The sequence below is a fragment of the Paenibacillus antarcticus genome, from assembly GCF_001637225.1.
GTDB classification, from domain to species: domain Bacteria; phylum Bacillota; class Bacilli; order Paenibacillales; family Paenibacillaceae; genus Paenibacillus_AQ; species Paenibacillus_AQ antarcticus.
The window spans coordinates 1-18,995 of record NZ_LVJI01000034.1 but is presented as its reverse complement, the minus strand read 5'-3'; the positions used below and the strand labels follow the sequence as shown (position 1 = coordinate 18,995).

13 protein-coding genes, 11 tRNA genes and 1 pseudogene are annotated in these 18,995 nt (G+C 40.0%); all 25 read right to left on the bottom strand.

Features of this window, described 5'->3' with window-relative positions:
• Positions 1-271: 271 nt before the first annotated feature.
• The 25 genes and pseudogenes from PBAT_RS19680 to PBAT_RS19560 all read right to left on the bottom strand — a co-directional run bounded on the left by PBAT_RS19680 (position 272) and on the right by PBAT_RS19560 (position 18,908).
• Entirely contained in the window at positions 272-658 is a 387-nt protein-coding gene (locus PBAT_RS19680) for a hypothetical protein (protein WP_068652112.1), read from the bottom strand.
• 167 nt (positions 659-825) lie between these two features.
• Positions 826-1,290, bottom strand: coding sequence for a hypothetical protein (locus PBAT_RS19675; protein ID WP_068652110.1), 465 nt, complete (start codon positions 1,288-1,290; stop codon positions 826-828).
• Positions 1,291-1,536: 246 nt separating this feature from the next.
• A pseudogene (locus PBAT_RS26045) lies at positions 1,537-1,761 on the bottom strand (site-specific integrase); the annotation flags it as partial.
• Between the two features lie 467 nt (positions 1,762-2,228).
• Positions 2,229-4,061: a glutamine--fructose-6-phosphate transaminase (isomerizing) gene (gene glmS / locus PBAT_RS19665; RefSeq protein WP_068652106.1), complete on the bottom strand. Its 1,833-nt coding sequence runs from the start codon at positions 4,059-4,061 to the stop codon at positions 2,229-2,231.
• 588 nt (positions 4,062-4,649) lie between these two features.
• On the bottom strand, positions 4,650-5,825 hold the full coding sequence (locus tag PBAT_RS19660) for an MFS transporter (protein ID WP_068652103.1): 1,176 nt from the start codon (positions 5,823-5,825) through the stop codon (positions 4,650-4,652).
• A gap of 21 nt (positions 5,826-5,846) precedes the next feature.
• Positions 5,847-6,974 carry a Gfo/Idh/MocA family protein gene (locus tag PBAT_RS19655; protein WP_068652101.1) on the bottom strand — a complete coding sequence of 376 codons (1,128 nt, stop codon included), beginning with the start codon at positions 6,972-6,974 and terminating at the stop codon, positions 5,847-5,849.
• Positions 6,974-7,795 (bottom strand): sugar phosphate isomerase/epimerase family protein, encoded by an 822-nt coding sequence (locus PBAT_RS19650; RefSeq protein ID WP_068652099.1) that lies wholly within the window; start codon positions 7,793-7,795, stop codon positions 6,974-6,976. The genes PBAT_RS19655 and PBAT_RS19650 overlap by 1 nt, the downstream gene beginning before the upstream one ends.
• 216 nt (positions 7,796-8,011) lie before the next feature.
• Complete coding sequence (locus PBAT_RS19645) at positions 8,012-9,109, bottom strand: PRK06851 family protein (RefSeq protein ID WP_068652096.1); 1,098 nt, start codon at positions 9,107-9,109, stop codon at positions 8,012-8,014.
• 189 nt (positions 9,110-9,298) lie between these two features.
• The gene (glmM, locus tag PBAT_RS19640) at positions 9,299-10,639 is read right to left on the bottom strand and encodes a phosphoglucosamine mutase (protein WP_068652093.1); all 1,341 of its coding nucleotides are present in this window, start codon (positions 10,637-10,639) and stop codon (positions 9,299-9,301) included.
• A gap of 66 nt (positions 10,640-10,705) precedes the next feature.
• Positions 10,706-12,130, bottom strand: coding sequence for a CdaR family protein (locus PBAT_RS19635; protein ID WP_068652092.1), 1,425 nt, complete (start codon positions 12,128-12,130; stop codon positions 10,706-10,708).
• Positions 12,123-12,953 (bottom strand): diadenylate cyclase CdaA, encoded by an 831-nt coding sequence (cdaA, locus tag PBAT_RS19630; protein ID WP_068652090.1) that lies wholly within the window; start codon positions 12,951-12,953, stop codon positions 12,123-12,125. Before cdaA ends, PBAT_RS19635 begins: the two co-directional genes overlap by 8 nt.
• 207 nt (positions 12,954-13,160) lie before the next feature.
• Complete coding sequence (locus PBAT_RS19625; RefSeq protein ID WP_068652114.1) at positions 13,161-13,775, bottom strand: zf-HC2 domain-containing protein; 615 nt, start codon at positions 13,773-13,775, stop codon at positions 13,161-13,163.
• 114 nt (positions 13,776-13,889) lie between these two features.
• Positions 13,890-14,498, bottom strand: coding sequence for an RNA polymerase sigma factor SigW (gene sigW / locus PBAT_RS19620; protein WP_420848805.1), 609 nt, complete (start codon positions 14,496-14,498; stop codon positions 13,890-13,892).
• A gap of 149 nt (positions 14,499-14,647) precedes the next feature.
• Positions 14,648-17,449, bottom strand: coding sequence for a phosphoenolpyruvate carboxylase (ppc, locus tag PBAT_RS19615; RefSeq protein ID WP_068652086.1), 2,802 nt, complete (start codon positions 17,447-17,449; stop codon positions 14,648-14,650).
• A gap of 448 nt (positions 17,450-17,897) precedes the next feature.
• Positions 17,898-17,968 (bottom strand) — tRNA-Gly (locus tag PBAT_RS19610).
• Positions 17,969-17,984: 16 nt separating this feature from the next.
• A tRNA-Pro gene (locus PBAT_RS19605) sits at positions 17,985-18,058 on the bottom strand.
• A gap of 12 nt (positions 18,059-18,070) precedes the next feature.
• Positions 18,071-18,147: transfer RNA gene (locus PBAT_RS19600), tRNA-Arg, on the bottom strand.
• Between the two features lie 18 nt (positions 18,148-18,165).
• Positions 18,166-18,240: transfer RNA gene (locus PBAT_RS19595), tRNA-Gly, on the bottom strand.
• A 7-nt stretch (positions 18,241-18,247) separates the two neighbouring features.
• Positions 18,248-18,332 (bottom strand) — tRNA-Leu (locus tag PBAT_RS19590).
• A gap of 15 nt (positions 18,333-18,347) precedes the next feature.
• A tRNA-Lys gene (locus PBAT_RS19585) sits at positions 18,348-18,423 on the bottom strand.
• A 4-nt stretch (positions 18,424-18,427) separates the two neighbouring features.
• Positions 18,428-18,502, bottom strand: a tRNA-Gln gene (locus PBAT_RS19580).
• 50 nt (positions 18,503-18,552) lie between these two features.
• A tRNA-Val gene (locus PBAT_RS19575) sits at positions 18,553-18,628 on the bottom strand.
• Between the two features lie 27 nt (positions 18,629-18,655).
• Positions 18,656-18,730 (bottom strand) — tRNA-Glu (locus PBAT_RS19570).
• A 24-nt stretch (positions 18,731-18,754) separates the two neighbouring features.
• A tRNA-Thr gene (locus tag PBAT_RS19565) sits at positions 18,755-18,830 on the bottom strand.
• A gap of 2 nt (positions 18,831-18,832) precedes the next feature.
• A tRNA-Asn gene (locus PBAT_RS19560) sits at positions 18,833-18,908 on the bottom strand.
• Between the last annotated feature and the right edge of the window lie 87 nt (positions 18,909-18,995).

Genomic DNA, 18,995 nt, shown 5'->3' with positions numbered 1-18,995 from the left:
CCAAATTTAATAAAATTGGAGGGTTATTTGGCTTACATGTTTTTAAATATACCATATGAATAAGCTTCACTTTACTGGTAATCTTGACAAGCTATTAGCTGGTATAGCTTAATGAAGCCATGACAGTCTATAACTTTATTTTCCGAGTTTATCAAGACCTAAATTTAAGAAAGATAGATATATTAAAGGGTTTCACATATTAGTCATGACTAATATGTGAAACCCTTTATGTTCAACTATCGTGTCCCGTTAGTTGAATATATTCATTGAATTATTCATCCTTTTCTGTGAGGAAAAAGGACTTTCTAACAAAAAACGTATAAATTAATACAATTACTGACCAACTGACATTCCCTATGAATGGTTGTTGATTATGCGATGATAATAGATTATAACTTATTAAACCAAATCCAAATGAGTAAATAATCATCAACCAAAATCCCCATTTTTTTAAACCCATATAACCATAGATGAGGATAAGGGAAGCAACAGCCAATATAACCCTAAATAATTGTTCTGGAAAGTTTGGTAAACCAAACCTATAGGCTATGCCAAATTCATCTGCATCTGCATTAAAGAATATTGCTGTGAAAATTAATACTAATGCACCAATTATGTAAAAACAACTAATTAATGTCACTCCTAAAGATCTTTTCACTTTTTTACCTCCTCTACTCAGATTTCATTTCATTTAAGCCCTTATTCCGCAATCCTGCCCGTTACTTCAATGAAAACAGCAGGCTACCGTAGCGCCTGCTCATTAATGTGTATCATTCAACTAAAGTGTTCCGTTAGCTTAACGACCACTTAATTTCCATTCACATCTTATATCCATCTAATAAAAAAGGTGTTGTCCAATTTCACCTTGTTCCTTTCTGCCCAATTAGCCAAATCCGCTGCGCCTTTCTCTCCATTCTTTACAAACCTAAAACACATACTGATTGGAACAATTTGTGCTCCATGAGGCTTTATTCCAATAACAGGTTTTTTGAAATCCCCCATGCTCATGATGACCTTAATTTGCTCCGCTTTAATTATTCGTCCATTTAATAAGATCGTGTCATGATGCAGGTATAGCTCAATTGGCTTCTTGAATGTTCGATATATGGACCATAACATGACTACTGTAGAAAAACAGAACAACACAATTGCGGCGAACCATAGTATCGTACTGTCTTTTTCATTCAATGATCCATTTACTAGAAAGAGTGCACATAAAGTAGCCATAGAAATAATGATTTTTATCCCCGAAGGATTTCTGACAGTGTATTTGAATTGACTAAGCTCCAAACTTTTTCGACCTCCAATAACCCATTTTTCGTCAGTACCATAATACCATTTTTATCCATAACTAAATAGTGAATTTTGGGTTCTCCTTATGGACCAAATTTTGCACTATCCTGCCCATCGTATTATGAGATCAACCAGTTCTTTCTGGTTGATCCTTTTTTTATTTTCATAGAGGATTAAGGTAGCCTGGTCGAACGTACCTGCCCGTGGGACTTGATCCCGAGCGCTATAATGTTCACCCCTACTTGCAAGATCCTTAACTCCTACTTCTTTGTAATCTATCTTCCGCTCTTCAAGATAAGTGAAATACTGTTTTAATGCATAGCAATAAGTCTTCAGTGTATTGTTGCTTTTACCTGTCTGATCCAGGTATTTTAAATACTTCATCACAGGAACAACTGGAACACCTACCGCATCCAACAGCAAATATCTCTTTTTATTATCATTAAGAATTACTTCTTGTACTCTCACAACAGCACCCCCAACGAAAGCTCTTATCCTCAATATATTAAATAATTTATACTAAGATTTAAAGCCTAAGTTAATATTTCTATTAAACAAAAAAATAGAGGAGATTAGCTCATATAATGAACTAACCATCCTCTATTTACGTTACTACAATTAACCGAGTCTAATACTTTATTTTTTATTCTAATAGTTTATTTTCTTTAAACAATAGTCTCAATTTTCACAGCTTATTTAGACTTATGTAGAGCATTTTATTAATATTTAGAACATTTCATTAGATAATAATGTTTCAACAATTTGGTCTTAGGCTCCATTAAGAAAAAAAAGCCGCCCTTAGATTTCAGGACGGCTCATGATGTCTGGGTTGTTTTCCAAACTTTTTATTATCAAACAACTTCACAACTTTAATGTCCACTTCACAACTTTAGTGTCTCTATACACTACACAACAAACCAATCAATCTAACATCCCTACTCCACCGTCACACTCTTCGCTAAATTCCGTGGTTTATCGACGTCATTACCACGTGCTAATGATGCATAGTACGCAAGCAACTGTAATGGCACTACGGATAGAGCTGGCGTTAATAGTGGCAGTGTCTTCGGAATAGCAAAGACTTGATCTACGGACTTCAGCAGGGTTGTTACGTGTTCTTCATACGTAATAGCCATGATATCCGCTCCACGTGCATTCACTTCTTTAATATTACTCACTGTTTTTTCAAAAACAGATTCTTGGGTTACCAAGGCAATTACCGGAATGCCTTCTTCAATCAAGGCTAACGTTCCGTGTTTCAGTTCACCAGCAGGATAGGCTTCAGAGTGAATATAAGAGATTTCTTTGAGTTTCAGAGAACCCTCTTGAGCCACTGCAAAATCGACTCCACGACCTATAAAGAATAAATGCTCATGTTTAGAAATTTGCTCAGCATAGGCTTTGATCGCTTCCGCCTGCTCTAACATACCTTCCAACTGTTCTGGAAGTTTCTGCATAGCTTGGATGATCTCACTAACTGCTTCAGGTGTCTGAGTACCACGAATTTCAGCCATATATAGTCCAAATAGAAAGAATGCAATTAATTGAGAAGTATAGGCTTTTGTGGAAGCAACAGCAATTTCCGGTCCAGCGAGCGTCGCGATAACATCATCTGCATCACGAGCAATGGAGCTACCTACGACATTAGTAATGGCTATGACATGTGCTCCATTAGCTTTTGCTTCCCGTACTGCTGCAAGTGTATCTGCCGTTTCTCCAGATTGGCTAACGACGATCACTAGTGTCTCAGGCGTAACGATTGGCGAACGATAGCGATATTCAGAAGCGACATCTGTCTCCACTGGAATACGTACTAATTGTTCAATGACATTACGTCCAACAAGACCTGCATGATAGGCAGTTCCGCAAGCAACAATCTGTATGTTACGTATATTTAGAATTTGTTCATGAGTGAGCTTTAATTCCGGAAGAATAACTCGCTCGCCTTTAGCATCTATCCGCCCACGCATTGTATCACGGTATGCTTTAGGTTGTTCATGAATTTCCTTCAACATGAAATGTTCAAAGCCGCCTTTTTCTGCTGTCACTGCATCCCAATCGACACGAATCATTTCCCGAGAAATAAAATTCCCTTCAATAGTCATTAATTCGACGGAATCTTGAGTCAATACTGCCATTTCACCATCATTAAGAATATACACATTACGCGTATATTGAAGAATAGCAGGGATATCTGAACCAATAAAGTTCTCCCCTTCTCCAATCCCAATAATCAATGGGCTAGCTTGACGAACAGCAACTAATTTCTCAGGTTCATTCTCAGCCAATACCCCAAGTGCAAATGCACCTCGCATATGAGTGATGGCTTTCTGTACTGCTATAACAATATCACCCTCGTATTCACGAGAAATAAGATGGGCGATAATTTCGGTATCTGTCTCAGAAGTGAAAGTATGACCTTGACTAATCAATTCCTCTTTCAAATCCAAATAATTCTCGACTATGCCATTATGAACAACAGAGAATTTCTGACTTTCATCCGTATGTGGATGTGAGTTAGCATCGGAAGGTTTACCATGTGTTGCCCAACGCGTATGCCCAATTCCCGAAGTTCCGATTAATGGACCGTTTTCAAGTTTGGTTTCTAAATTTACGATCCGCCCCTGTGCTTTGACAACTTCAAGACCTTTATGAGTATACACAGCAATTCCTGCTGAATCATACCCCCGATATTCTAACTTCTTTAATCCCTCGATTAATACAGACTGTGTATCCTTATTTCCAATATACCCGACAATACCACACATATATAAATCCTCCCGTTCATTCTTCAATTTAGATGAAAAAGTGTACGAGATTCCTGTGCGGCAATACGAGAATGCACTAAATTATTGTATTAAATTATACAAGGATCATTCACAAATGTGCATTCCCGTTCATGCCGCTGCATAAATTCTCGCACACTTATGATAATTAATAATTAGCACCCATCACTACGTTGTATGAGCAGTCGCCCGCTTATTTTCCGTATATGATTCACGGCTCTGGTGCATCACCGGGAGGTCCCCGCCGAACATTTCGAACACCCCCACCTCGTCAACTTGATCTGCCGTTGTAATCAGGCACCGAAACGGATCGTACTCATCCATACCCTCGGTCCATCTTACATCCCGCGCTAGTCAAGTTCTGGCGCTTTTAATATACAACCATGCTACCCTCGCTTTCTATCTTTGAATGACATTTGTTTATTATATGCATGTTGAGGTCATTTTGCAATATGACGCTATCCTTCCCTTATCACCTGCCACATTAAGAGACTTCTTAATAGATATAAAAAAATCCCCACAATGGGGATTCAATACGAGAATCTATCGAGAATTGTTGGTCAATTTTAATTAATTGTTCAACGTTATTCTTACTTTTGATACACGCAAGTACATATATAACAGTGCGAAGCTGATAGCCCCTACTGCCGCCATTCCCCCACCCAACATGTACATGGACTGAGGACCTGTATGATCGAACATCCACCCGCCAATGAATCCCGCTGCGATTCCCGATAATCCCCCCCACGTAAGCGCGTAGACTGCTTGCCCCGAAGCTCGGAATTCCATAGGTACAATCATCGCGGTTAGCTGTGTACCAATATAGTAAAACGCGCCGAACGTCAAACAATGGATCGTTTGAATACAAATGATTTGCATTGCAGTGTCTACACTAGACATGAGCAGCCAACGAAGCGAGTACAGTAGGCTTACAACCGTAAGGCATAACACCATCGTACGGACATCTTTTTTCAAGTAACGATCGAGCAATAGAAATACTGGGATTTCAAATATCGACGCGAAAAATGCCGCCCAACCGATCATTTTTGAATTGCCGCCCAGATCAGCTATATACAATCCCACGAACGTCGAATTCATGGCATTCGGAATAGATATCACTAGACCAATTAATAGAAACAATAGGAAAGTCCGATTGCTGAACATCGTGCGATAGTTGACTCTGCCAGACCCTGTACTCGAGGAAGTACCACGAGGAAGCGTGAATGTAAGCACGATTGCAATCAACATCATGATGTCATATACGACCCATAACTTATCAATACCGATCTGACCAATAACTGGACCCGCTCCGACTGCAAGCACGGCCCAACCAAGTGACCCCCACAGTCGAAAAGCACCAAATTTATGACTCGTTCCTTCGATACTATTCAGGATCAGGCTGTTGGACTGTGAGAATAAGGGCATCTGAAAGAAAAAGAACATAATCATAAACGTATAGATGAGGGTATACGAATCCGCAAGAAATACTAGCTGCATCACCAGTAAATTACCGGTTAACATGATAATAAGAATACGTCTAATATTGCCAAGCCGATCACTCAAATAGCCCCACAGTGGATTCGCAATAATAGATACGATAGGTCCGCCAGCCATCAATGCTCCGATTTCAAGTGTAGACGTTCCAATCGATTGAAGATAGATGGCAAAATAGGTACTATATATCGCAATAGCTCCATATGAGAAGAAATTAAATGCTTTAATATAAGAGAACATCCTACTATCCATCTGATTAGCCTCCAGTACTTACTACAATGGAACCGCAGTCGTATGCGAAAGTGCAATCACCTCTTCAGCCGTCACTTCACGTCCCAACTTGTCAGACAGATACATACCTTCGCTGATCAGCATCGTGTTAAGTGCGATTTGCGAGGTTGGAAGAAGCGATACTCTTTCTTGCAATGCGGCAATCCAATGATCCTGAGAGGAGTCATATGCGTCCTCGTTCTCCCTAATCCGGTGCCAGCGCGTATCCATCATATCGAGATCAATCGTACTATCCATATCTATATCACATACCGTGTTGTGAAAGCTGAATGATTGTGCCTGCGCACCTTCCTGACCATTTGGCATACGAATGCCACCCTTTGATCCTGCTATACTACTTCCTTCGAACCCTCCAAGATGAACAGCCCATGACTCGATAATATCTAGTGTTAGACCATCGGTGAACCGAATAAGTCCTGATGCCAGTTCCTCTACGTCAAATCTGCTCTGCTCTCTTCTATCTTCCAACATATCTAATTCCTGATATAGCTTACCCGATATACGTTCGACATTAGGGTTACCTAATAAATAGAGCAACTGCGCAATATGATAGACGCCCATATCGAGCAATGCGCCTCCTCCAGCCGTTTCCTTACGTGTGAAATAGGGTGTACCGTAACCATCTACGAATGGACGGTTCCTTCTTCGGAATCCAGTCGATCTAGCATGGTAAAGCTTGCCGAGCATTCCGCCATCAATAAGCGTCTTAGCTGCCTTTGTTTCCTTCGTAAATAGAGTGCCTAACTGAATATGTAGCAGCTTCCCTGTCGCTCTCGCAGCAGCAACCATTTCTTGCCCATCAAAATATGTACCTGCAATTGGTTTCTCGCAATAGACGTTCTTGCCAGCATGTAGCGCCGCAATGGTTATTGGTGCATGAAAGTTATTATGCAAACAGACATCTACCGCGACTATATCATCTCTTTCTAATAAGCTTCTGTAGTCGGTATATACATGAGGAATGTTATATTGCTCTGCAACGCGCTTAGCCTCTACCTCATTAACATCACAGACCGCTATAATTTCTGCTCCAGGGATGCTCTGATACTTCTCAATGTGCATCTTCCCGATTTGCCCAACCCCAATAATACCAATTTTAACTGTTTCCATTATTCTTCTTTCCTCCGCTCAGTAGTTGCGTCTAGTAGTAGTTTTTTCACCATGCCGATTAATCTCTCTGTTTCGATATATTGATTACTGTGTGCATTATGTTCAATTCCCCAATAGCCATTATATCCAGTGTCGTTAAAAACGCGTATCGTATCGATTGCATGTTCTGATAACGCCGTCTCCGCGTCAAAATGAGTATGATAGGCCCACGGTGCAACCAGCCTATCTCCCTCTTCTTTATCCGCTCTCCAACGGTTAAGGTGTATAAGAAAGCCGAATGCTGGATGATCTACGGCTTCTGCAAGACGTTTCATCTCACGAGGCAACAGTGAGGCTCCCATATGATTTTCGGGACCTATACGAAACCCATGATCTAAAGCGTATGTTGAGAATTCACGATAACGTTTCACAGTATATTCAAATTGTTCATCGCTCATCGTTTCCCATTCCTTGTAAGATCCGCCCGTATCTATACGCACAGTTTCCGCACCCAATATAAAGGATGCTTTCAAATGGACGAGTGCATTTTCATATAGATGCTTCCGCATATCTGGATCAGGGTCCCATAGATGTGCACCATCAATGGCAAAATTAACGACCCTCATTTCCTTTTCATCCAATGCTTCTCTAATCTTATGGATATAACTCTCTTCAACTAACTTCATAATTGGCTTGCTCGAACGATCAATAAAGAAGCCGTTCCATAGGTCAACGACGTCCATTCTATAACGATATTTAACCGCTTCCAAATATCCGAACACGTCCATTTTTCCATCCAAATACGTATTGTTAAACGAATAGCCTCCAATTGAAATGTTCACGATGAGATCACCTCTCCCAACAGTCAATGTGTCTATTATCCATTTTCATTATATACTGAATTCCAATCATTAGGTTAAATTTTAATGATTATTACGGATACTCTATTCATCAACTCTGTTCAACTAAGATCACAACAGGGTAACATGTAAAAGAACACCTTCTCAGGTGTTCTTCTGTTCAGAATGATACAGGAAGATATACCAACAATTAATACATTATCCTATAACACCGATATTGCTAATCTCCTGTTGTATTCCATCTTTGAGTCGATCCACAATAGAGAAATCCATGGACTGAATATAAATTTCTTCCAATTCATCTTGAAGAGATTTAACTTGTGCTAGATACTGATTAGATTGTTTCATTTGTGCAGCATATCGTTCCTTGATAAGGGTTATCGCTTCCGCATGTTCTTCATCTGTTCCAGGCCTGATACAACGCGTGTACATATCCACTAGCTCATCTGTCACGCGATCAGGGAAGTACTCATGGGGTGCGGTACTATCAAATATAGCGAATTCCAAATCACGTACGATGATCATATCCAGACTGTTTGGGTCGAATCCACAATGGTAGATCTCAACATCGAAACCTCGTTCAATAGCAGCAGTAGCTATTTTTTTGAGCATGGTAGATTTACCTGAACCAGGCCGACCTTTGATCAAATATCTTTTCAACCCTTCCGTCAGATTAGGAACGCAGTCTACCGCCCCCTTTGGTGTAGCAGCACCCAAAAACCGATGATCTACACGACTCTCTTTATCCAAGGTTCGTTCACCATATAGCGTATCAATGTACTCTTTCGTCAGCTCATCCGCTGCCTGAAAATCCATGTTTGCGATATATAACGTTTCCCATTCGTCATGGATACGAAGTGCTTGTGCATACCCAGCATACGCATGTTGGTAAGCTTGAGAAATTTGTTCATTCAAATTGTCGATCTCGATCTGTTGAATGCTCAGCTGATTCGCATCACATCCCTCACCCAAATCGATGTATGTCAATTCTGCTTCAGGCAAACGTATCGACTCGATCACATATGGCGATGTGCCAACGATCATTCCAACTTTGAGACGAGGCACGATCATTGCGTCCAAGGATGCATTGTCCGAAGCAGAGTGAATGAACCAGATGTCATGACCCGTCGACACCATATGTTCTCCTATTGTCCGAATTAATTCTGACTTTCCTGTACCTGGTGCCCCTTGTAGAATAAAAAGACGATCCAAACCTTGTAAAGACGAATCCATCAGACTTGTAAAGCCATGGGCAGTATTACCACCTGCGTAGAAATTTCTAATCATTCCAGTCATCCTTGCCACACCCTTCTTGGCTAATATCTTGGCGCCTATACTCCATCGTATTATCCACCTACCCAGAAGGTGCCAACAAAAAACGCCCTCTTCCTCAAACTACTGAAGAAGGGGCGTAACTTCGTTTGGTACTAAGCTTGTAAACATTTATAATAACTACTTATAATATAGATCTCAACCGTATAAGAATTAGACTAATTCCCGCTTCACGACTGCGACGATTTCAGATACATAGCGATCAAGACTCTCTTTTTCTGGACCTTCAGCCATGACGCGGATCAAAGATTCCGTACCAGAAGCTCGCACTAATACTCGACCGTTGTCTGCTAACTGTTCCTCTACGGAAGTAATAATTTCTTGAATCGCTTTATTGCCTTCGAAATTTGTCTTATCCTCTACTCGAACATTCACCAATACCTGTGGATATTTACGCATCATAGTTTTAACTTCACTAAGTTTTTTACCTGATTGTTGTAATGTATCCACCAGTTGAATACCGGATAGAAGACCATCACCTGTCGTATTATAATCTAAGAAAATAACATGACCCGATTGTTCTCCGCCTAGATTATAACCACCCTTACGCATCTCTTCCATTACGTAACGATCACCTACAGCTGTCATGGATGTTTTTAATTGTAGCTTCTCTGTTGCTTTATAAAAACCAATATTACTCATGACGGTCGAAACAATGGTACTATCTTTTAATTTTCCTTTTCGATTCATAGATTCTCCGCAAATGCACAGAATAAAGTCACCGTCTACTTCTTCTCCGGTATCATCAATAGCAATAAGTCGATCAGCATCACCATCAAAGGCTAGCCCAAGATCCGCCTTATGCTTCAAGACTTCTTCTTTCAACTTCTCTGGATGTGTTGAACCACAGTGATCATTAATATTCAGACCATTCGGTTCTGATCCTATTGTAATAACTTCCGCACCTAAATCCCTGAATAACAGCGGAGCAAGCTCATATGCCGCACCATTTGCGTTATCCAATACAATTTTAAGTCCTTTAAAGGAATGAGTAATCGTTGTCTTTAGGAACTCTACATACTTGTATTTAGATTCATTATCTATAATGACATTACCTAAATCTGCTCCAACTGGACGTGGTAACCCATCTACTTCTGCATCCATTAATCTTTCGATTTCTAGCTCTGTTTCATCCGATAGTTTAAATCCATCTCCGCCAAAGAACTTAATTCCATTATCCTCAACCGGATTATGTGAAGCAGAGATCATGACTCCTGCATCTGCCTTTAATAGTCTTGTAATATAAGCTACCGCTGGCGTTGTCACTACACCTAAACGAATAACATGAGCTCCTATAGATAATAAACCTGCAACTAATGCAGATTCCAACATATGTCCCGACACACGAGTATCCATCCCAATGACTACGGTTGGTTTATCTACATTTCCAGTAAGTACAAATCCACCACAACGCCCGATACTATATGCCATTTCAGCAGTTAGTTCAATATTAGCAACGCCTCGCACGCCATCTGTTCCGAAATATTTACCCATAATATTCTCCTTTTTGTCAACTCTTCTAATCCAAGTTGTCTCCTCTAATTTACAGCTTTTCTTAAGTTAGGGTGTTTTATTATTTGCATCCCCATTGGGTTCTCCAGTAGGAGGATTAGTTGGATCTGTACCTGAATTTACATTTGAATTTGAATCAGGTGGCACCTCAGTATCAGGGGTCCCTGTCACTGGATCCGATGGAGGATTCTTATCATTCTCCTCAAGAACAGGCTTATCCGGTTCTGGTATCTCTGTTGGAGCCTTTGTATCCTTTACCTCTATCGTAGACTTTAGTGTCCCTTCGCCAACCAGTGTTGTAAATCGCGGAAGGGTAACCTGAAGAGTCACCTCATGGGTACCCGCTTTTAAATTCTCTACTTTTGCAACGACTTTAATATCACTAGCTTCTAGACGATTAAGTAATGTAGAGGCACCCGTAAGCGTCAAGCTAACCACCTTATCTGCTGGTTTTATAACCGTTGCTTGGGTACCATCACTCATACCTTCAATTTCAATTGGAATGTTATCTATCGTTATTTGCCCGACGGATACGACCTCACCTGTGACTTCAACGATACTGGGTTCGATTTTTTCTATACCGGACGGTAGCTCAAGATTCACATTTAGTGTGAATTTACCAGCTTTATTAATTTGGCTCAGATCTACCGATGCTACATTATACGTATCAATAGCTGCTAACGCATCTTTAGGACCATATAACTTCACTTCTTTTACATTAGGGTCTGCTCTAGAAAGTACGAGTCCTTCTGGAAGACTACCTGTATACTGAACATCAAGCCCCACCGTCTTAAAGGGCGCAGATATTGGAATTTGAACAGACACTACGGAAGGTTCTATAGTCGCATTCTTTACTTCCTGCCCTTTAATGTCCAAAGCAACCAGCTTTACCTTCTTCTCACTGATCGATTCTTTAGCTCCCTCTAGATCAATTGTTCCCTGTACTTTAACTACTGTTAGCAACTCGCTATTTGGCAATGTCACCTTAACAGTACCTGGGTCAATCGTTGTTTTCCCTACACCATAACCTTCAGCCTGAACTCCTGTAGTGACAATTGAGACAGGAAACGTTGCATTTGTTCGCTTTTCAATCGTAATCGTAACCTTAGATGGTTCCATTGACACAAGTTCTACACCAGATGGAAGTTGATGAGAGAGAGGCACAGTGTATGTACCTTCCTTTACATCACTTAGATCCAATATGACTTTGTAATCATCATTAAATATAGACGTAATGGCGGATCGTTTACCCTTCACTTCCATCCTAACGCGATCTGTATCTACAGCACTTAATACATACACCGATTCATCTAATCCATCGGGTTGGATTTTGACATTCTCAATAATGGATGTATCCATTGATTTAGTAGGCGTAGGCGTAACATCCTCTATATGTACCATACCCCACAATAGAATACTGACAGCTAACGCAAGAATTTTAACAACCGTGTTATTCTTAATCCATTTATCCACGAGTCCCGCCCCCTTTTCGTTTCCAGAACGCAGGGCGCTTCTCTTTTGTTGTTTTATTAGGACGTAATTCTTCATATAGCTTCGAGATCAGCGACTCTTCCTTAATATCTCTGACCACTTGACCATTCATCGCAAGTGATATTTGTCCCGTCTCTTCCGATACAATCACAGATATCGCATCTCCTACCTCACTTATTCCAATCGCAGCGCGATGACGAGTTCCTAATTCTTTACTAATAAAAGGATTCTCAGAAAGAGGTAAGTAACAAGCTGATGCAGCAATTCTGTTCGATTGTATAATCATGGCACCATCATGTAATGGTGTGTTTGGTATAAATACGTTAATGATTAGCTCAGAACTAATCTCAGAATTCATAGGTATACCCGATTCAGTGTATTCATTAAGCCCTGTCTCACGTTCAAAAACAATTAAGGCCCCTATTTTTCTGCGTGATAAATAATTAACAGCCTTCATGAGTTCACTAATTAGCTTAGTGAATTCTTCATCATCGGCAAGCGTCCGTCCAAGAAATTTACCTCGACCTAATTGCTCTAAAGCACGACGAAGCTCCGGTTGGAATATGATAAAGATAGCCAAGACGCCAAAAGTAAACATTTGATTCATAAGCCACCTGAGTGTATACAGATTTAGCCACGTACTTAGCGCCCATATAATCACTAAGACAAGAATCCCTTTTAACAATTGGATGGCTCTGGTACCTCTTATTAATAAAATAGCATGATAAATAATATATGATACGATAGCGATATCGATAATATCCTTAATGGTATCGCTCCAAGTGATGTCAGTGAAATAACTCATCCTAAGGCCCCCGTTTATTCCCTTCAAAATATATTTTGCTCTCTATATATAATGTCCCTAATGTATAGGTTATAACGATCAACCTCATGATGCAAGTAAAGGTTATATAAAAATGGACAAACTGGGTTATTTGTACAAAAAAAGATGCCTTCTTATTTTAAAAGAGGCACCATTAATGTCACTGTTACCTTTAATTACTTTGAAGCCTTAGCGATAGACGACTTCCGAAAAAACATTAGAAATCTTATACCAGATCCAATCCAACGCTCGGTCTACACTTTTTACTTCACCCGAAATATGTGCAGTAGATGCCTTATACACTGAACCATCAATGACAGTCAAGTTGCCTTGTACATCTCCAAATACTTCTGCCTTGCCATTCTCAACCGTAAGATCACCTGCAATAGTTGTCCCTTCAGGAATAATGACTGTATTACCATTTATTACAACTTCGTCTAAGTCATTCCCATGAATTACCAACTGATTATCCTGGTTAAAGATATTAATGGCACTGAACAGCATGATGATTAAGAACACTGCAGCAGCTGTTGCGGCAGGATGAATTTTCATCCATTTTACCCATACCTTCTGTTTCTTACGTTGCGGAATAGTATTCATAATACGCTCCGTTAGCTCATACGATGCAGAAGGAATATTGTGAGGAAGAGAATACAACATCATATCGGTTTGTTCAAGCTCTTTGAAATCCATCCGACAATTAGGGCAAGACAGCAAGTGAGCTTTAAGCATCAATCTTTGCTCCTTGGACAAGTCGTCATCTAGATAATCGTGCATTAAAGAGACGGCTGTTTTGCATTCCATTTGAGCCAGTCCTTTCAATAAATCTGTTAATTTCCCATCAACTATACTTAAGACAAGACTTGATACTCTACATACGTATCACAACAACAGATGTTTCATAAAATAATGCGATGATTATAATTTAGGCTCTAGTTTTTTTCGTAAAAAATCTCGCCCACGATGAACACGGGTTTTTATCGTTGTTACGGGCATCCCGAGTACATCACTAATTTCTTGTAAAGATAAATCCTGGAGATATCTTAAGATCATCACTGATTTATACTTTGCCGGTAGACTTTCAATGGCATCATAAATAATTTGTTTGGTCTCTGAAATCATTAACTCACTTTCCGGTGTACGATTATCGCTTGGGATTAAAGAATAACCATCCAGTCCCTCTTGATCATTCATATCAGCGTCTAGCGAATATGTGGCTTTCCTTTTCCTCAACCGATCAATACATAGATTTGTCGCAATCCGATAAATCCACGTAGAGAATTTCTGATTCGGATCAAACCGATCCAGACTTTTAAATACACGCAAAAAAGTCTCCTGAACGACATCCTCCGCCTCATGGCGATTGCTCAGCATCCTATAGCCTAAATGATATATTTTATCTTTATACAACTCAACAATTTCCGCGAATGCTTGTTGATCACCATTCAGTGCAAGCTTCGTTAATCTATTCTCTATTTGGTCCAACACAATTCCCCCAGACTTGCTGATGGGTATTACTAGGTTCATAGCACAATATTAGAATCGTAAATCATGTCTGTTCAAAAAGCAATACCGTAACAAAAACTTTAGCAAAAAAAATAAATAAAAATCGAGGTTCTCTAGGAACACTCGACTTTTTCACATCTATAATTCCATATTCTGCTCAGCTCAGCAAATCAACCTGTATTACGAAGTCCTGCTGCAATTCCATTAATGGTTAGTAACACTTCACGTAATAGATCATTATTATCTTCACCTTGTTCGCGCAATTCACGAAGTTCGCTAATTAGTTGAACCTGAAGATAACTGAGTGGATCAACATACGGATTACGAAGTCGTATAGACTCCTGAATAACTGGAACATTATCAAGTATTTCTTTTTGTCCTGTTATTAGAAGAATAAGGTCCGTCGTTAATTTGAACTCATCTTCAATCTGATTGAAGATACGGTTACGGTACGACTCTTCCTTAGTCATATTAGAATACTCTTTGGCAATCAAGAGATCCGCTTTGGCAATAGCCATTTGTAACGTATCAATAAGTGATGTGAAGAATGAGAAGTTGGAATACATATCTTGAAGAACCTTAAGATTTTCTTCGTTGTTCTGGTAGAAGCTTTGTAAGCCCGTTCCTGCAGCGTACCACGCAGGAAGTAAATAACGGCTCTGTGTCCATGCAAATACCCAAGGAATAGCTCTTAGATCTTCAAAGCGATCACTATTCTTACGTTTTGCTGGTCGTGAACCTATATTAAGCTCTCCAACCTCTGGAAGTGGTGTAGATTCTTTAAAGAAGCTTAGGAAATCCGGATCACGGAAGATTAAATCCTGATACTTCTTAAGAGAGACCTCAGAAATCCCTCTTACGATCTCATCCCACTGGTCCTCTTGCTGTTCGTACAGATCATTATGAGGCGAACGAGCATTAATAGCGGCTGTTACAAGGGCAGCAGTTGCTTGATCTAGACTGCGATATGCGATTCCTTGCAAGGAATAACGTGAAGAGATAACTTCTCCCTGCTCCGTAATCTTAATTCCACCACCAACAGTAGAAGCAGGTTGAGCCAGAATACTGCGATTTAATGGCATTCCGCCGCGACCTAAAGCTCCTCCACGTCCATGGAAGAATTTCAATTTCACATTGAATTCATCTGCCGCTGCAGTGATTTCTTTCAAGGCCACACGTAGTTCCCAATTGGCTGTAACGGCTCCACCATCTTTGTTACTATCTGAATAACCTAACATGATTTCCTGCAAGTCATTCATTGCAGCAACGCCTTCACGATAGATAGGCAAATTAAGTACTTGTCTCATGATATCAGGTGCCGCTAATAGATCTTCAATTGTCTCAAACAAAGGTACCGCTTGAAGGGTACACGTAACGCTCTGATCTGCATTACGAGCGAACAGACCCACTTCTTTAGCAAACACCATGACTTCTAGAATATCACTAGCACCTTGAGCCATACTTATGAGATATTTCGAGATACAACCCTTACCGAACTCTTCTTGTGCCTTATACACTGTACGATATACCTCTAGGCATTCCTTGGTACTCTCTGTGTACACATGATAAGGTGAAGTAATCGGTCTAGGGTCATTCAACAAATTATTAAGTAAATTAATTTTCTCATCTTCAGTGAGTGCAGCATAATTTTCTGAAATATTCATTTTTTCCAATACTTCAGTCATCGCATTCTCATGTTCTTGGCTATGTTGGCGAATATCCAAGGACGCTGTATGGAATCCGAATAATTCGACTTGTCGAATTAACTTTTTAATGTAAGTATCCGCTACATAATCTGCATAATGATGACGTAAGCTCCGATCAATGATGTTAAGATCTTCGATAAATTCTGCAGGTGATGCATAACGTTCCGATGTACCTTTTTTGCTCTCATCTAAAACATTATTAATTTTAGTCATCATAAGAACAAGTTTAATGCGATAAGGTTCATTTTCATTATGCCATATCACATTTTTACTTAAAGGTACTTCCGATTGATCATTAAGTATGGATTCTTCAAGTTCACTTGAAACCGTCACTATGGACGTACTGAAACTTAAGTACTGCATAAACTCTGACATAATACGATGGTATTCACGAACTGCCAGTTTACGTTGCATACACAAGGTCTTCCAAGTAATATCTGAAGTCACGGATGGGTTACCATCACGATCTCCGCCAATCCACGAACCGAACTGAAGATATGTCGGAACATGCCAATGATGTCCAGGATAATACTTACTTAGACAACGTTCCATTTCTTGATATACATCCGGAAGGACATGGAATAGCGTTTCATGGAAATAATACATACCATGTCTAACTTCATCCAATACCGTTGGTTTGCGATCTCTCAATTCATCCGTTTGCCATAATGTAATAACCTCATTCAACAACTTCTCACGTAATTGTTCCCGTTCACGGAAAGTAAGTGTTGGATTATCTAATAGCATAACATCTTCTGAAATACGCTTATGAATATCTAATATTGCTCTGCGCATAGCTTCTGTTGGGTGAGCTGTCATGACAAGTTCAAGTGAAAGACCTTCAACAATATCTTGAACTTCTTCATACGTGAAATTTAGTTCTTTCAATTCTTGAATTGCACCTTCAATGGAACCTGGTTGAACCGTTTCTCCTGCAGAACGTTCATAATCACGCTTTCTGCGGATGCGATGGTTCTGTTCAGCAATATTGACTAGCTGAAAGTAGATTGCAAAAGCACGAATCACCTGATGGCGTGTATCCGGCTTTAATGTGTCAATCGTTTCTTTAAATTCAGCATAAACTTCAGGCAAGAACACAGATCTTAAAGATTTGCTTGTTTCACGAATCTTCTCCACGATCTCTAGTAGCTCGTTGCCTCCCTGATGGACTAATACTTCTCCAAGAATGTTACCAAGAAATCGCACGTCTCTACGTAGCAGATTATTGGAGTTACTTTTGCTAGCGGTAACCGTAAGTTCAGTCATGTTACTCCTCCCGTCTTCTCTGTTTTAATTGCTATCTATTTATGACACCTTCTTAAGACTTCATAACATCATACAATAAAACAAGATTAAAATCCTTATTTTTCTTTCAATAAAACAAGTTTTTCATGTATTATTATTTATAATAAATGAATTTAAATTCACTCATTAAATTCGCACTAGCATCAATATTTGTGTTTAGGAACCAACATTCGAGGAATATTATAATACATGAAAATTTCATTATCCACATATTTATACACATCCTATATAATCATTACCATATCTGGAATATAGGTACTTAGTAAGCTTACCCCGTTGTAGAGTTCCTATCAGTAACCATAAATATTCATAGTACATTTACTTCATTAACTATTGAATAATAATATATTATTTCATATGTATACAAAAAAATCCTTGAAATTCAAGGATTTTAGATCTATAAATATAAAGCGGGTGATGGGAATCGAACCCACGCTATCAGCTTGGAAGGCTGAAGTTCTACCATTGAACTACACCCGCGCGAAAAAAATTAATATCGGGACGACACGATTTGAACATGCGACCCCCTGGACCCAAACCAGGTGCTCTACCAAGCTGAGCTACGTCCCGATAATAAATTAATGGTGCGCCCTAAGAGATTCGAACTCCTGGCCTTTTGATTCGTAGTCAAACGCTCTATCCAGCTGAGCTAAGGGCGCAAATATATGAAGTAAAAATGGAGCGGACGACGGGAATCGAACCCGCGACCCTCGCCTTGGCAAGGCGATGCTCTACCGCTGAGCCACGTCCGCAAACATATGGTGCGCGTGGAGGGACTTGAACCCCCACGTCGTGAAACGCTAGATCCTAAGTCTAGTGCGTCTGCCAATTCCGCCACACGCGCACACTGATAAAGAAATGGTGAGTCATGAAGGATTCGAACCTTCGACACCCTGATTAAAAGTCAGGTGCTCTACCGACTGAGCTAATGACTCATAATGGCTGGGAATATAGGATTTGAACCTATGCATGACGGAGTCAAAGTCCGTTGCCTTACCGCTTGGCTAATTCCCATTAATGAATTTCATATATTATTTACACAATTACGAAATTATAATAATAAATGGTGGAGGCTGAGGGGATCGAACCCCCGACCCTCTGCTTGTAAGGCAGATGCTCTCCCAGCTGAGCTAAGCCTCCATACCTGTATGTAGCAAATAATATAAATGGTGACCCGTAGGGGAATCGAACCCCTGTTACCTCCGTGAAAGGGAGGTGTCTTAACCGCTTGACCAACGGGCCATACTAGAACACATAAAAAACTTATGGAGCTCTCAACCGGATTCGAACCGGTGACCTCATCCTTACCATGGATGCACTCTACCTACTGAGCTATGAGAGCAATGGCTCCCCGAACAGGGCTCGAACCTGTGACAACTCGATTAACAGTCGAGTGCTCTACCAACTGAGCTATCAGGGAATATAAGCAATTGTGTTATAATGCTTTCTGTAAAACATGACCCAGATAATTGTAAGTACATGTATTCCAGGATGACTGCTTGGCGAC